Source organism: Paenibacillus mobilis, assembly GCF_058267595.1.
On record NZ_JBZCMS010000001.1, the window covers coordinates 558,577 to 572,149 of the forward strand.

Annotated in this window: 11 protein-coding genes; 10 read left to right on the forward strand and 1 reads right to left on the reverse strand. The window is 50.9% G+C overall.

Features of this window, described 5'->3' with window-relative positions:
* The first annotated feature begins 1 nt into the window (after position 1).
* From AC3ZPD_RS02610 to AC3ZPD_RS02620, 3 genes are read left to right on the forward strand one after another with little or no spacing between them, the layout of a single operon-like run.
* A complete protein-coding gene (locus tag AC3ZPD_RS02610; RefSeq protein ID WP_490982697.1) occupies positions 2–340 on the forward strand; it encodes an STAS domain-containing protein in 339 nt (112 codons plus the stop codon).
* Complete coding sequence (locus AC3ZPD_RS02615; RefSeq protein ID WP_490982698.1) at positions 337–645, forward strand: hypothetical protein; 309 nt, start codon at positions 337–339, stop codon at positions 643–645. The genes AC3ZPD_RS02610 and AC3ZPD_RS02615 overlap by 4 nt, the downstream gene beginning before the upstream one ends.
* Positions 642–2,735 carry a putative bifunctional diguanylate cyclase/phosphodiesterase gene (locus AC3ZPD_RS02620; RefSeq protein WP_490982699.1) on the forward strand — a complete coding sequence of 698 codons (2,094 nt, stop codon included), beginning with the start codon at positions 642–644 and terminating at the stop codon, positions 2,733–2,735. Before AC3ZPD_RS02615 ends, AC3ZPD_RS02620 begins: the two co-directional genes overlap by 4 nt.
* 232 nt (positions 2,736–2,967) lie before the next feature.
* Here AC3ZPD_RS02620 and AC3ZPD_RS02625 read toward each other — a convergent pair whose 3' ends face one another.
* Positions 2,968–3,195, reverse strand: a complete 228-nt coding sequence (locus AC3ZPD_RS02625; RefSeq protein ID WP_490982700.1) for a hypothetical protein — start codon at positions 3,193–3,195, stop codon at positions 2,968–2,970.
* Positions 3,196–3,366: 171 nt separating this feature from the next.
* Between AC3ZPD_RS02625 and AC3ZPD_RS02630 the strand changes: the two genes are divergently transcribed.
* The 7 genes from AC3ZPD_RS02630 to AC3ZPD_RS02660 all read left to right on the forward strand — a co-directional run bounded on the left by AC3ZPD_RS02630 (position 3,367) and on the right by AC3ZPD_RS02660 (position 13,328).
* A complete protein-coding gene (locus AC3ZPD_RS02630) occupies positions 3,367–4,050 on the forward strand; it encodes a response regulator transcription factor (RefSeq protein WP_490982701.1) in 684 nt (227 codons plus the stop codon).
* A complete protein-coding gene (locus AC3ZPD_RS02635; RefSeq protein ID WP_490982702.1) occupies positions 4,043–5,341 on the forward strand; it encodes a sensor histidine kinase in 1,299 nt (432 codons plus the stop codon). The genes AC3ZPD_RS02630 and AC3ZPD_RS02635 overlap by 8 nt, the downstream gene beginning before the upstream one ends.
* Positions 5,342–5,502: 161 nt before the next feature.
* Positions 5,503–6,246, forward strand: coding sequence for a polyphosphate polymerase domain-containing protein (locus tag AC3ZPD_RS02640; RefSeq protein ID WP_490982703.1), 744 nt, complete (start codon positions 5,503–5,505; stop codon positions 6,244–6,246).
* A complete protein-coding gene (locus AC3ZPD_RS02645) occupies positions 6,243–6,923 on the forward strand; it encodes a DUF4956 domain-containing protein (protein ID WP_490982704.1) in 681 nt (226 codons plus the stop codon). Before AC3ZPD_RS02640 ends, AC3ZPD_RS02645 begins: the two co-directional genes overlap by 4 nt.
* Positions 6,924–6,942: 19 nt before the next feature.
* Positions 6,943–9,210: a carbohydrate-binding domain-containing protein gene (locus tag AC3ZPD_RS02650; RefSeq protein WP_490982705.1), complete on the forward strand. Its 2,268-nt coding sequence runs from the start codon at positions 6,943–6,945 to the stop codon at positions 9,208–9,210.
* 224 nt (positions 9,211–9,434) lie between these two features.
* Positions 9,435–10,013, forward strand: a complete 579-nt coding sequence (locus tag AC3ZPD_RS02655; protein WP_490982706.1) for a TetR/AcrR family transcriptional regulator — start codon at positions 9,435–9,437, stop codon at positions 10,011–10,013.
* Positions 10,014–10,178: 165 nt separating this feature from the next.
* A complete protein-coding gene (locus tag AC3ZPD_RS02660; protein ID WP_490982707.1) occupies positions 10,179–13,328 on the forward strand; it encodes an MMPL family transporter in 3,150 nt (1,049 codons plus the stop codon).
* The last annotated feature ends 245 nt before the right edge of the window (positions 13,329–13,573 follow it).

The window sequence follows — 13,573 nt, forward strand, 5'->3', positions numbered from 1 at the left end:
GATGTTCAATTACAGTCTAAAACATAATGAGTCCATGGCAACCGTGTTATTGTCAGGGGATATGGATATTGAAGTGACAGAGGTGCTGCAGGAGGAAATCGCTCCGATGCTTCACGAGCCGGATAAGATCGAACTAGATTTTGAACAGGTTGATTTTGTTGACTCATCCGGCATCGGGCTGCTGATTACCCTTATTAAGGATTTAAAGGCTCAGGGGAAAAAAGTACTCATCAAAAATTTGAGCGCGGAAGTTGAATATGTATTTTCCCTTTTGCAGCTTTCTTTGATTTTGGGCAACGACGTTTTTGAAAAACCTTTAAAAGCCGGAGACCTGTCATGATGGAAAAACGCAGATTCGAACGGAAGACGATCGAATCATTGGAGGTGGAGATTGAGGAAATTGAATATGGTACAGATCAACGTCTGAAACATGTTATTCTTATACTGAACGAAGTGAGTGAAGAAGGAATCCGTTTTACTTCAACCATCGACTTGAGCGAAGGAGAAGGGGTTCGTTTTCATATCCCCAGCTTAGAGGTTAAATCACTGGTTCATGGTAAAATTGCCTGGAAGAAAGCTTTGGGGCAGAACCATTACGAATATGGACTGTACGTAAAACCAGAAGGGAGGGACCCCGATAAGTGAATTTTGAAGCAGAAGCCCTTCTTCGAAGTTTATTATCCGCTTTGATGGAGGAAACGGGGGCGGTTGTTGGAGATGTGCGGTTAAGCTTACCCGGGAATGAGGTTTTGGCTTATTCCTTTTATCCGGAGGATTTGTTCCAGCAGAAGGGCTGGGAGCGGGCGAGAGCCGCCATCCGGAATCAAGGCATGCATCCCAAAAATCAGGAACAGCCGGCGCACTGGATTGAACTTGAAACGGATCATGCTTTCGAAGAGTTGTACAAGGCAGGGATTCCTGCGGGCGTATGGATTCCCTGCTCCAGCAAATCTTTATTAAACGGATATGTGTTTCTTGGCGGCCCTAAAACCGGCGTGGAAGACCCATTAGAGCTGCTTTCTTCCAAAGCGGGTTTTGTCGTGGAAATGTTAGGCAGAGCCCTCGGAGGCGGTTTGAACCTCCCGCAGAAGTCGAGAAATGAAATGCTGGAAGGCGTCATTAGCGCCTTTATTGCAGTGGATGCCGACTGGAGGATTACGGTCTGGAATTCGGAAGCCGAAAGATTAACCGGAGCCGGCAAAGAGGTCTGCCTGGGGAATAAAATTTTTGAGGTGTTTCCGGACATCGTAAAAACATCGGCTTACAAGAAGCTGAACACGGCGCTGCACGAGCAAAAGCAAGTTCGGTTCGACATCTATTCCCATGCTTGGGATAAATGGTATCTGGTTCATGCTTCTCCTCATCAAGGCGGAATTTACTTGAATATCGAGGATATAACGGGAGCCAAAAAAGCGGAGCAGCAGATCGAATACATGACTTATTATGATTCGATGACCAAGCTGCCTAACCGAAAGCTGTTTATGGACCGGTTGGACCATATCACCCAGCGGGAGCTGACCGTTGAACGCTCCATTGCCGTCATGCTGATCGATCTGGATCAATTCCAAAATGTTAATGATCTTCTCGGATACAGTCAAGGCGACCGGATCCTGATCGAGGTTGCTGAAAGGCTGGCCGCTTTCCTTGGCGAAGAAGATTTGCTGGCCAGGTATGAAGGAACGGTTTTTTCCGTTATGCTTTGTCATGTCAGCCGGGTCCAGGTGCAGCAAACGGCACAGGAGATTCTGGAAAATTTCCAGCTCCCCTTTGTCATGAACAACGAAGAACTGACCTTAACGCCGAGCATAGGAATAACCATGCTTTCCGCGGCGGCTGCAAACAGCGATGAAGTGATGAGACAAGCCAATGCCGCCATGAGGCTTGCCAAACTGAAAGGCAAAAACAATTATCAGTTTTATAGCGAGCAAATAGGCGACCTGAGCAAAAGCATCAAGCTGATTAAAGAACTGCGCAACGCATTAAAACGGAACGAACTGAGTCTGGTTTACCAGCCTAAAGTAGACATCAAAAAAGGCGGTATTACGGGGAATGAAGCTCTGCTGCGGTGGAACAGCTCCGTGTTTGGTCCCGTTTCGCCCGCCGAATTCATACCGGCAGCCGAAGAATCGGGATTGATCGGACCGATCGGAAAATGGGTGCTGGAAACGGCATGCGCCCAGAATAAAGCTTGGCAGCGAGCCGGAATCAAGCCCATGCGGATGGCGGTTAATTTGTCTCCCCAACAATTGATGCAGCCGAATTTTATTCAGGAGGTCCGGGGCGTCCTTGAGAAAACAGAAATGGAGCCGCGGTATCTCGAATTGGAAATTACAGAAAGCATGACAATGGATATTAACCGGGTTCTTCCTATTCTCAACGAGCTTAAGGCACTGGGTATCCAAATTAGTATGGATGATTTTGGGAAAGGCTACAGCTCCTTGTATTATCTAAAGCAATTACCCATCGACACGCTCAAAATCGATCAGTCCTTTGTCAGGGAGTGTACGACGGATGAGAATGGTGCGACTATAGTAAGAACGATTATTTCCATGGCTTTGAACCTCGGTTTAAACGTAATTGCCGAAGGCGTTGAAACTGAGGAGCAGCTGGATTTTCTGCAACGGAATTCATGCCATGAAGTTCAGGGATTCCTGTTTAGCAAACCTCTGCCTGCTGAGGAATGGCTGGAGAGTCTTCCCCGGATCCTGGAAAAATCCCAAAGCCTGGGAGTCTAAAAACATAAGCAAAACCTTACATAATAATACAATTAAGCATGCGGAGAAACCGCCTTGGAAGATACATTTTCCAGGGCGGTTTTACTATTTAAACGGGAATGGAAGTTTGTTAACCAGTGGAAAAGGAGAAGCAGCATGCAGGACGGAACACAAAACCTGGCCTTCTCCTTAAGGCCGAATCGGAAAAAATACGTTTTTCACCAGTTTGGCTTTTTGGTTCTATTACGTTGTATTACGTTGTAGAGGACGAAGCTTTAACGGTTGTTATACCGTTGGTGCGGAATTCCTCGCAGGCCTCTTTCAAATGCCGGATCTCGAGCAGGTTGTGAATACCGGCGCCGAGTCCTGCATACTGGCTGAAAGAGCGTCCCCCGAGCATCCAGCCCAGCCCGATCAGCCCAACAGCACCGGCCGCGGCGATGAGAATACCTCCGATCCTTTTTTCGCCGGATTGTTTCATATAGATCCACCCCCAACCGTTAATGAAACTTAAATGTGCCTGCTAAAGAACGCTATAATGGAGAAGAAATCCGGTTAACGAATATTTAGGGGAATTCTTTAGGAAAGTTAAGGTCCATTAAAGGTTTCCGGTTTAGGATCAAGACAAGACATGAAATGAGGGGCCGCATAGATGAGAATATTGATCGTAGAAGATGAGGCGAATTTGGCGGAGGCGCTTTCCCAGATCCTGAAGAAACAACATTATTCGGTGGATACGGCTTATGACGGGGAGGAGGGGCTGGATCATGCGTTAACCGGCATTTATGATCTGCTGCTGCTGGACATTATGCTTCCCGGCCTCGACGGGATCAGCCTGCTCAAATCGATTCGTGCGCAGGGCATCCAAACGCCCGTCATTCTTCTGACCGCCAAAGGAGAAGAACCCGATAAAATTGCCGGCCTGGATTACGGAGCCGATGATTACGTCGCCAAACCTTTTTCTACCGGTGAGCTGCTTGCCCGAATCCGGGCTGCGCTGCGGAGGAAAGGGCAAGCCGTACAGGAGGACAACCTGAAATTCGGGGATATTGAGCTGAACACCGCCCATCTAAAGCTGACTTGCAGAAACAAGGAGCTAAAGCTGATCTTAAAGGAAAGCGAGCTGCTGGAGTTGTTGATTACGAGAAAGCAGGCGGTTTCGTCGAAAGAGCAGATCATTGAGAAGCTGTGGGGATTCGATTCGGAAGCCGAACACAACAATGTGGAGGTCTATATCTCTTTTTTAAGGAAGAAGCTGGCCTTTCTGCAATCATCCGTCCGGATTAACACGATCCGCGGCGTCGGCTACGTACTGGAGGAGTTCTCTGATGTTTAACCGACTTCGCAGCCGTTTTCTTCTGATGAATATGGTGATCATCTCTGTTATCATGCTGGTGGCCTTCGCCACGATTTACACCATTACGTACCAGAATGTCCGCCGGGACATCGATAATCAGCTGCACCAGGTGGCGGATGTTTCCCGGAAAGACATGGGCATGGGTCAAATGGCCGGCGGGGACGGAGGGCGTGGGAGTGGAGTTTGGGGCGGAGGTTCCCCGATGGGACCCATGCCCCCCGGTGAAGGAGAGGCCGACGATTTCAGGGTCCGGTCTGTATTTTTCGAGCTGGAGACCGACGATCAGTGGAACCTTACGGACACCCATTCGCGTTATGACCTGGATACCGATTTTTACGAATCCGTCGTTAAAAAAGCAGCCGCTCACCCGTCCGAGTCCGGACGTTTCACCTTGGGGGGAACTCGCTGGGCTTATACCGTCTTCAAGATCCCGTCGGGCTACTCCATAACGTATATGGAAATAACCTCCCAGCAAAACATTCTGGTCAACCTGATCTACACTTTTTCCGCAGTAGCGGTAGTGATGTTGATTGTGATCTATTTTGTCAGCCGGTATTTTGCGGGCCGGTCCATCGCTCCTGTCAAAGAGGCGTTCGACAGGCAAAAGCTGTTTATCGCCGACGCATCGCATGAGCTCAAGACGCCGCTGGCGGTCATTAACACCAACGCCGACGTTTTGCTGGCCAACAGGGAGGATACGATAGAGAACCAGATCAAGTGGGTTCAGCACATCAAATCGGAAACCCAGCGGATGAAGACGCTCACAAACGACCTCTTATATTTGACCGAAATGGATGAGGCCCGAGCAAGGACGATCCAGGTTACCTTCGACCTGAGCGAAGCCCTGGAAAGCGTAATACTGACGATGGAGCCTGTTATTTTCGAGAAAAATCTGTCGCTCGATTACCGGCTGGAGCCCGGTCTGACGGTTACGGGCAGCAGCGAGCAGATGAAGCAGGTCTCTATGATCCTGCTGGACAACGCAGTCAAATATGCCGGTCAAAAAGGCTCGATCGAGGTTCATTTGGGCAGGCAGAAAGGACATATACTGCTGACTGTCAGCAATACGGGACCTGGCATTCCGCCCGAGCATCTGGATAAAATCTTCGACCGTTTCTACCGGGTCGATGCCTCTCGTTCGCGGCAGAAAGGCGGTTATGGTCTCGGGCTCGCCATTGCCAAATCGATTGTGTTGCAGCACCGCGGCAAAATTTACGCAAGAAGCACCCCAAACGAGACAACAACTTTTTATGTGCAATTGAACGGATGACTGGAAAAGCCCGAAGAGCTGCCTGCAGGCAGCTTTTTCTTGTGTTCAGCCATTAAAATTTTACACTGCGTTAACCATTTAAGTTTCATTAAAGGTTCGCTTTATAAGATACAGACATGAAAAGCGGGACCAAAACCCGCAGGGGAAGGAGAGTTATAGAAATGGCGATTGAAGTCTTTAACCGTTACGAGAACAAATACTTAATGGACACGGAAGCCTTTAACGGCCTTTACAGCCGGTTGATGGAGCATATGGAGCCGGATTCGAATAACAAAGGCGGCCAGTTTTATGCCATCAGCAATTTGTATTACGACACCGATCAGCATACGCTGGTCCGCAGCAGTCTTTCCAAACCCAAATACAAGGAAAAGCTGCGGATTCGGGCGTACGGCGTTCCGGCTCCTGACGCGAAAGTGTATCTGGAGCTGAAGAAAAAGGTTTTTGGGCTGGTCAATAAACGCCGGACCTCGCTCAATCTGCAGGAGGCTTACGAATTTGTCCATACCGGACAACCTCCGGCTTTCCGGGAGGAGGGGATGAACCGGCAGGTGATGCAGGAAATCGAATATTTCCTGTCCCGGTACCAGCTTCGCCCCATGGCCTATTTGGCTTATGACCGGATTGCGATGTTTTGTAAAGGGAACCGGAATTTGCGGATCACCTTCGACACCAACATCCGGAGCCGCCGTTACGATCTCAGACTGGAGGCCGGCGATCACGGCGAACAGCTGATGGAACCCGGCCAGTGGCTCATGGAGGTAAAGGCGGAGAAGACGATTCCGGTCTGGCTGTCCAGGCTGCTGTCCGAACAGCAGATGTACCGGACCAGCTTCTCCAAATACGGCAATGAATACAAAAAGTCCATCCGCTACGCGAATCAGGAAAAGGAGCGCATTCTCATATGATCGAATCGATTTTTAGTTCTTACGCAGCAAGCACCGAATTAACCCTGGCTCAGGCCCTGCTGACCTTTGTGGCGGCCATTGTGGTCGGAGGCATGATCAGCTTTACTTATATGAAAACCCAGACGGCTTATTCGCAAAGCTTCACCTTGACGATGATGGTGCTGCCGACCATCGTGGCGATCATCATCATGCTGATCGGCAGCAATATCGCGCGGGCCTTCAGCCTTGCGGGCGCCTTCTCGATTATCCGGTTCCGCAGCGCGCCGGGAGATTCCAAAGACATTTCCTATGTTTTGTTCTCCATGGCTGCGGGTCTGGCCTGCGGCGTAGGAGCCTATGGTTACGCCGTGGTCTTCACCCTGCTGCTGTGCGGGCTGATGTTTGTGCTGAAGGCGCTCAAATTTGGCACGAGAAAAGACGCTTTGAAGCTGCTTAAGGTTACGATTCCTGAAAATCTCGGGTACGAGGAAGCTTTTGATGAAATCTTCAAGAAATTTAATGTCGGTTATGAGCTGAAAAAGGTGCGGACCACCGAACTTGGCAGCTTGTATGAAGTGGTCTACGCCTTGCAAATCGGTCCGGATACGAATCAGAAGGAACTGCTGGACGCCGTTCGCACACGAAACGGCAATCTGGATATCACCTTAACCATGAATCCTGTCACGCAGGAAAACTAATAAAGAGAGGTAGATTAATATGAAACGATTCAAGAAAAGCCGGGTAGCCGGAATAATGCTCTTCAGCGCCGTATTGGCGGCGGGCTGCAGCGCCAACTCCACGAATGCCGGAGTGGCCGGCAGCGCTTCTTCAGACTCCGATTCCTCGGCGGCTGTACAATCGAGCGGTGCCGCTGCGGCAGCAGCTGTCAAACTCGCCAGCGTGGACGTCTCCAAGCAGGCCGATTTTGACGACAATGACACTTTGACGGCCTGGAGCACGGACGACTCTACGGCGATAAAGCTTAACGCAACAAGCGCGAGCATCTCAGGGGATGGGGCAAAAGCTGCGGGAAGCACGGTTACGATTACTAAAGCGGGCACTTATGTGCTCAGCGGAACCTTGACGGACGGAGAAATCATAATCGAAGCAGCGGAGGATGCGGTTGTTCATCTGATCTTGAACGGCGTGCAGATCAGCAATGCCAACGGACCGGCCGTCCAAGTGAAGCAAGCCGATAAGGTGATCCTGACCCTCCAGGAGGGTACGGACAATACGCTGTCCGACGGAGCCGCTTATGCGGACACTTCGGACGAAGCGCCTACGGCGGCTGTTTACACCAAAAGCGATTTGACAATCAACGGCACAGGTACTTTGAACGTTAAAGGCAACAACAATGACGGAATGACGAGCAAAGACGATCTGAAAATCATGAGCGGCACGATTAACGTTAAATCCGCCGACGATGGTCTGATCGGCAAGGATCTGATCGCCGTGAAAGACGGCAAAATTACGATTGATGCCGGCGGCGACGGCCTTAAGACGACCAACGATACCGATGAAGAGAAAGGCAGCATAGCCATAGCGGGAGGCACTTTCAATATCACTTCCGTCAATGACGGCATTCAGGCGGAGATTTTGCTTTATATTGCCGACGGCACGTTTAACATCGTATCGGGAGGGGGCAGTGCCGCTTCCACCAAAACGCATGAAGAGCAGCCGGGATTTGGATTTAAGGGTCAGCCGGGAGATATGGGCCAGCCGCCCGCAAATATGAACCCATCCTCAGGAGAGTTGAACCAGCCAACCGGGAATACGGACCAGGATCAGCAGCCTGTGCAGACCAAGCCTTCAGCTTCTGAAGGTAAGGCGAATAACGCTGCCGGCACCACAGGCAGCGGAGATTCGGCGGTGGCAGAAGAAACCGAATCGGTCAGCGAGACCGAATCAACCAGCGCCAAGGCGCTGAAAGCCGGGGGAGACCTCGCGATCCAGGGAGGCGTGTTCACCATCGATGCCGCAGACGATGCTATTCACAGCAACGCAAACGCCGCTATTATGGGCGGGGAGTACACCTTGTCCTCCGGCGATGACGGCATTCATACGGATACCGCGCTCTCCATCTCAAAAGGGACCATAAACGTAGCCAAAAGTTATGAAGGCCTGGAAAGCGCAGATATCGAAATCTCCGGGGGAACGATCCATGTTACAGCCAGCGACGACGGGGTGAATATCGGCGGAAGCAACGACGACGCATCGGCTTCGGAACCGGCCGCAGGAGGACCCGGCGGCGGAGGCGGCGATATGTTCGCCGCAACGGACGGAACGTTGACGATCAGCGGCGGTTACCTGGTCGTGGACGCTGATGGAGACGGGCTCGATTCCAACGGTTCGATCGTGATGTCCGGGGGAATCGCGATTGTGAACGGACCTACGAATTCAGGCAACGGCGCGCTCGACTACAACGGCACTTTTGAACAGTCGGGAGGCACGTTAATCGCAGCCGGCAGCTCGGGCATGGCCCAAGCCCCTTCAACGGATTCCAAGCAGCTTGCCGTGCAGATGACATTTCCGGATACGCTGGAAGCCGGTACGCTTGTTACCTTGGCGGACAGCACCGGCAAAGCGGTAGTGGCCTTTGCACCGTCGAAAACGTTCAACAGCATCGTAATTTCTTCGCCTGAGCTCAAAGCGGGAGAAAGCTACACGATCTCCACAGGCGGAACCTCTTCCGGCACGGAGAAAGACGGGCTTTATGACGGCGGTACAACGAACGGCAGCACTAAAGTAGTTACCTTTACCCTTGGCGACAACGTCACCTATGTGAATGAATCCGGCGTAACAGCGGCCCCATCAGGCTTCGGTGGCGGCGGCCCTGGACAACCTGGACAGCGACAAGGTCAGGGAGGCGGCAGAAGAGGCATGCCGGGTACAGACGGGAACAGTCAGCAGGTGCCTGGCTCCGGAACGGGAGATCAGCAGGGAACTGGAAGCAGCAGCCAGCCTGGGACGAAGGTAAACGGGTAAGCTGTTCTTTATGAAATGAAAGAAATTCAAATTCAATGTATACAGTTCACGTAAACAAGTGTGTACCATGGGGTTCTCATCCTTTCCGGATGAGGGCCTTTTTTTAAGAACAGGGAAAAAAATTCAGCAAATGAGCCTCAAACTTATAACAGATGTTGCATTTTCCTAAAATATAATTATAATGACTTTAGTAGCGGAATGACTATTCATTCCGAATGGAGGAAATGAAATTGGCACAATTAAGCAAGAAAGAAGCCATTTTGGAGGCCGCCTTAAAGCTGTTTGCCGAACGCGGATTCGATGCTACAACCATGCCGATGATCAGCGAACTGGCCGGCGTTGGTGCAGGCACGATCTACCGGTATTTCGAGAGCAAGGAAGTCCTGCTGAACGTGCTGATCGTTGAAAGCATGCAGGCTTTTGCGGAAGCTTTGAATCAGACGGGGACAGGGCAGAGAACAACCGTCAGGGAAGAGTTCCACCTGCTGTTCACCGGACTTTTTCAATTCGGGACACATCAGCCCAACCGCCTGCAGCTGATATGCTCAAACGCTAACGAGCTGTATCTGGACGAACGCAGCCGGGCGGAAGTATCGACTTTCTTGAATCGGATCATGGAGACCATCTCTTGGGGGCAGGAACAAGGGGTCATCCGAAAAATGCCAGCAAACGCACTGATTGCAATCGTGCTGGGCGCTTTTTTTCAAGTCTCGGATGCTTTTCGGAAAGGGCTGCTCGAGGAATCCAAAGAACTGCTGGACGAAATCGAAGATTGCTGCTGGAATGCTGTAAGGATCCATTAGGATGGATCTTTGTCTTAGTAGGAATGAATATTCATTCCCAAGCATTAAATTTAAAGCTTTAAGCAGGTTCGCACGTATCCTTAAAACTCGATCAAACACCTTTGATCTTTCATATACACGGAATGAATATTCATTCCTGATTAATACAGTTGGGGGTTCCAAACGATGAAAAAGCTACTTAATGCCAGAAGTTTATCCTTCTTGGCCTGGATTTTAATTACGATAGCAGCGCTCCTCACAATGCCTGATCTGAATCAGCTGGTGAAAGAAAAAGGGGCAATCACCATGCCGGAAACGGCGCAAAGCAGCAAAGCGGCTTCTTTCATCAAGCAGATGAATACGGACGAAGAAGAAGAACAGTCGATCGTGCTCGTCTTTAACAGCGGGAGCGATAAGGTCTTAAGCGGTCCGCAAAAAAACGAAATCAACCAGGTCCTTCATAAGCTGCAGCAGCAAAAGGCACAGCTTGGTTTAAGGGATCTGGTGACCTACCTGGACGGGGAGGAGCAGGAGAAACGCCTTGTTTCCGAAGACGGGACCACGATCTTGACCCAAATTTCCTTTGTCTTAAACGAAGACAGACCTATTGAACAAATCACCTCGGATTTAGATCAGATGGTCCGAATTTCCGACGTTCCTACTTACCTGACCGGTTCGACGCTGGTCACAAACGATTTCAGCAAATCCGTCGAAGAAGGCGTTAAGAAAACCGAAACGATTGCCATCATTTTTATTCTGGTCATTCTGATTATTGTGTTCCGATCGCCGATCATCCCTCTGGTATCGCTGCTGACGGTAGGTATTTCTTATCTGGTGTCTTTGGCCATCATCGGGCATTTAGTGGACAGCTTCAATTACCCGTTCTCGAACTTTACCCAGGTCTTTCTGGTTGTCGTACTGTTCGGCATAGGGACGGATTATAATATCCTGCTGTACACGCGCTTCAAGGAAGAACTGAACAAACAGGACGATGTGCTGGAAGCCGTAAAAGTAACCTTTAAAACCGCCGGCAAAACCGTCCTGTTCAGCGGACTTGCCGTATTTATCGGATTTCTGACGCTGCTGCTCGCCAAATTCGGCTTGTACCGTTCTTCCTCGGCCGTTGCCGTCGGCGTCGCCGTTTTGATTATCGTATTGAATACGTTAAACCCATTTTTCATGGTGCTTATGGGAAAAAGAATGTTCTGGCCGTCCAAATCCTTCAGCGGCCACGCCGACAGCCGGTTGTGGGGCTGGTTATCCGGGCGTTCGGCGCTTCGTCCTCTGCTCTCCCTGCTGATCGTTGCGATCATCAGCGTGCCGCTGATCATGGGATACAGCAAGCAGCTGGCTTACGACGATCTGGCGGAAGTAGCCGATTCTTACGAGTCGAAACAAGGTATTAACGTGATCGCCGATCATTTTGCACCCGGATTTTCGGCGCCAGTCACCCTGGCTATCCGCTCGAATGAACCTTTGGACAATCAGGAATCGCTGAAGGTCCTCGACGAGCTGACCAATAAAATATCCAAAGTGAAAGGCGTATCCAAGGTCTACAGCGCTACCCGGCCAACCGGGGCGCGGATAAACGATCTTTACATCAATGATCAGACAGGCAAGGTAAACGAAGGCGTCGGCGAAGCCAACGGAGGCGTGGGCACCATCAAGGACGGGTTGTCTTCCGTCACCGATCAGCTCAAATCCACCGGCGATCTCAGCAATGTCCAGCAGCTGATTGAAGGGACCGGACAGCTGCAGGAGGGAACGAAAGCCCTTGAACAAGCGATGAACCAGGTAACGGCGGGTTTGAACAACGGGACATCCGGAGCAAAAACGCTCGGCCAAGGTTTAGCCTCCCTGAAGGCAAACGTGCAGAAGCTGCAGGCCGGGACTGCGCAGCTGCAGCAGGGATATGCCCGGCTGGAGCAGGGACTTGGCTCGTTCGGCGACTTTTTCGCCACGGTCAAGACGGCGGTCAAAGGGGCTATGGACGGGTATGCCCAGATACAAACCAGCATGTCGGCGATTACGGCAGCCCATCCTGAAATGGCCGAGGATGCCGAAGTCCAGAAAGTCATGGGGATTACGGTTTCGGCCCAGAAGCAGTTAAATGAGCTTTACAGCCAGATTGATCCTTTGACGGCGCAGTATAATTCCGCGATGGACAGCTTTAAGCAGGCGAACGGTTCCCTGGGTCAAATCAGCGACGGATTGGAGCAGGTCGTTAGCGGAGCAGGCCAGCTTCAGAAAGGCGCCGATCAGCTGACGACCGGCTTGGATCAAGGAGCCAAAGGTTCCGCCCAAATTGCGGATAAAACCTCGGAGGTAACGTCCGGCCTGGATCAGCTTGGCAAAGGCCAGCAGCAGCTTTATACAGGACTGCAGGAGCTGCAAGGCAAAATGAACGATTTGAAAAATGGCTTAACCCAAAGCACGGAAGGGCTTAGCTCGATTTCGGAGGGCTTGAATTCAGCTTCCAGTTATTTGGCGGGCCTCAGCAAGTCCGAGGCTTCGGAAAGCTTTTACATTCCCGATGATGTGCTGCACGGAGCAGAGTTCCAGCAGTCGCTGGATACCTACATGTCCGGCAACCGCAAAATTGCCGAAATCAGCATCATTCTGGATGATAATCCCTACTCCCAGCAAGCTATGAAAGTCGTTCAGGACTTGAATGGACAGCTGGATTCGGCGCTGAAGGGAACCAAGCTGGAGAACGCCGATCTGGCGCTTGGGGGCGTGACCCAGCAGAATCTCGACCTTAAAGACATCGCAGGCGGCGACTTTAACCGCACCTCGGCGATTATGCTGATCGGGATCGGCATCATGCTGATTTTGATTACGCGTTCCTTCTGGCCGCCAGTGTTCGTCATAGGTTCCTTGTATTTAACCTATCTGATCACGCTGGGTGCCAACGAGTTTATCAGCAAACAGCTGGTCCAGGTCGATGATTTGAGCTGGAATGTTCCGTTCTTTACTTTTATTATGATTGTCACTTTGGGCGTGGATTACAGCATTTTTCTGCTGATGCGCTACAGGGAAATCGAAGCAAGTCCTACGGAAGCGATCAAACAAGCCTCCAGAAACCTGGGCGGCGTCGTGATTTCAGCGGCCATCATTCTGGGCGGCACCTTTGCGGCACTCATTCCATCAGGCGTTATTACGCTGATTGAAGTGGCGATTGGCGTTATGATCGGGCTGGTACTGCTTAGTCTGATCATGCTGCCCGTTTTGTTCCCGGCTCTGATGAACCTTCTGGATCGTGCGGGCCGCTTTAGCCGTAAAGAGAAGGAGGAGAACGCCGGACAGCAGGAGGACAACAACAGCATAAACGGTTAACAAATTAGCTCTAAAAAACAAAGCCCGAAGCGCTTAGCCGCTCTGGGCTTTGTTTGCTTGTAGGGGCTGCTAGAAAAAGAAGCGCAGCACCTTCATGGCCAGCATGCAAACAATCCCGGTAGCTTACCAGACAGATTGAACACATTATCCTCCAATGCAAGCCGGAGATAAAGGAAAGCGCGAAGTGAATCGGCCCAAAGTTGACGGGAAAACAAGAAAGGGTTACAATACTAATCGTAATATTT

Coding starts and splice junctions, on each gene's coding strand:
- AC3ZPD_RS02660 (WP_490982707.1), top strand. CDS start 10,179: ATGAAAAAGCTACTTAATGCCAGAAGTTTATCCTTCTTGGCCTGGATT.
- AC3ZPD_RS02630 (WP_490982701.1), top strand. CDS start 3,367: ATGAGAATATTGATCGTAGAAGATGAGGCGAATTTGGCGGAGGCGCTT.
- AC3ZPD_RS02635 (WP_490982702.1), top strand. CDS start 4,043: ATGTTTAACCGACTTCGCAGCCGTTTTCTTCTGATGAATATGGTGATC.
- AC3ZPD_RS02655 (WP_490982706.1), top strand. CDS start 9,435: ATGAAATTGGCACAATTAAGCAAGAAAGAAGCCATTTTGGAGGCCGCC.
- AC3ZPD_RS02610 (WP_490982697.1), top strand. CDS start 2: ATGTTCAATTACAGTCTAAAACATAATGAGTCCATGGCAACCGTGTTA.
- AC3ZPD_RS02645 (WP_490982704.1), top strand. CDS start 6,243: ATGATCGAATCGATTTTTAGTTCTTACGCAGCAAGCACCGAATTAACC.
- AC3ZPD_RS02640 (WP_490982703.1), top strand. CDS start 5,503: ATGGCGATTGAAGTCTTTAACCGTTACGAGAACAAATACTTAATGGAC.
- AC3ZPD_RS02650 (WP_490982705.1), top strand. CDS start 6,943: ATGAAACGATTCAAGAAAAGCCGGGTAGCCGGAATAATGCTCTTCAGC.
- AC3ZPD_RS02625 (WP_490982700.1), bottom strand. CDS start 3,195: ATGAAACAATCCGGCGAAAAAAGGATCGGAGGTATTCTCATCGCCGCG.
- AC3ZPD_RS02615 (WP_490982698.1), top strand. CDS start 337: ATGATGGAAAAACGCAGATTCGAACGGAAGACGATCGAATCATTGGAG.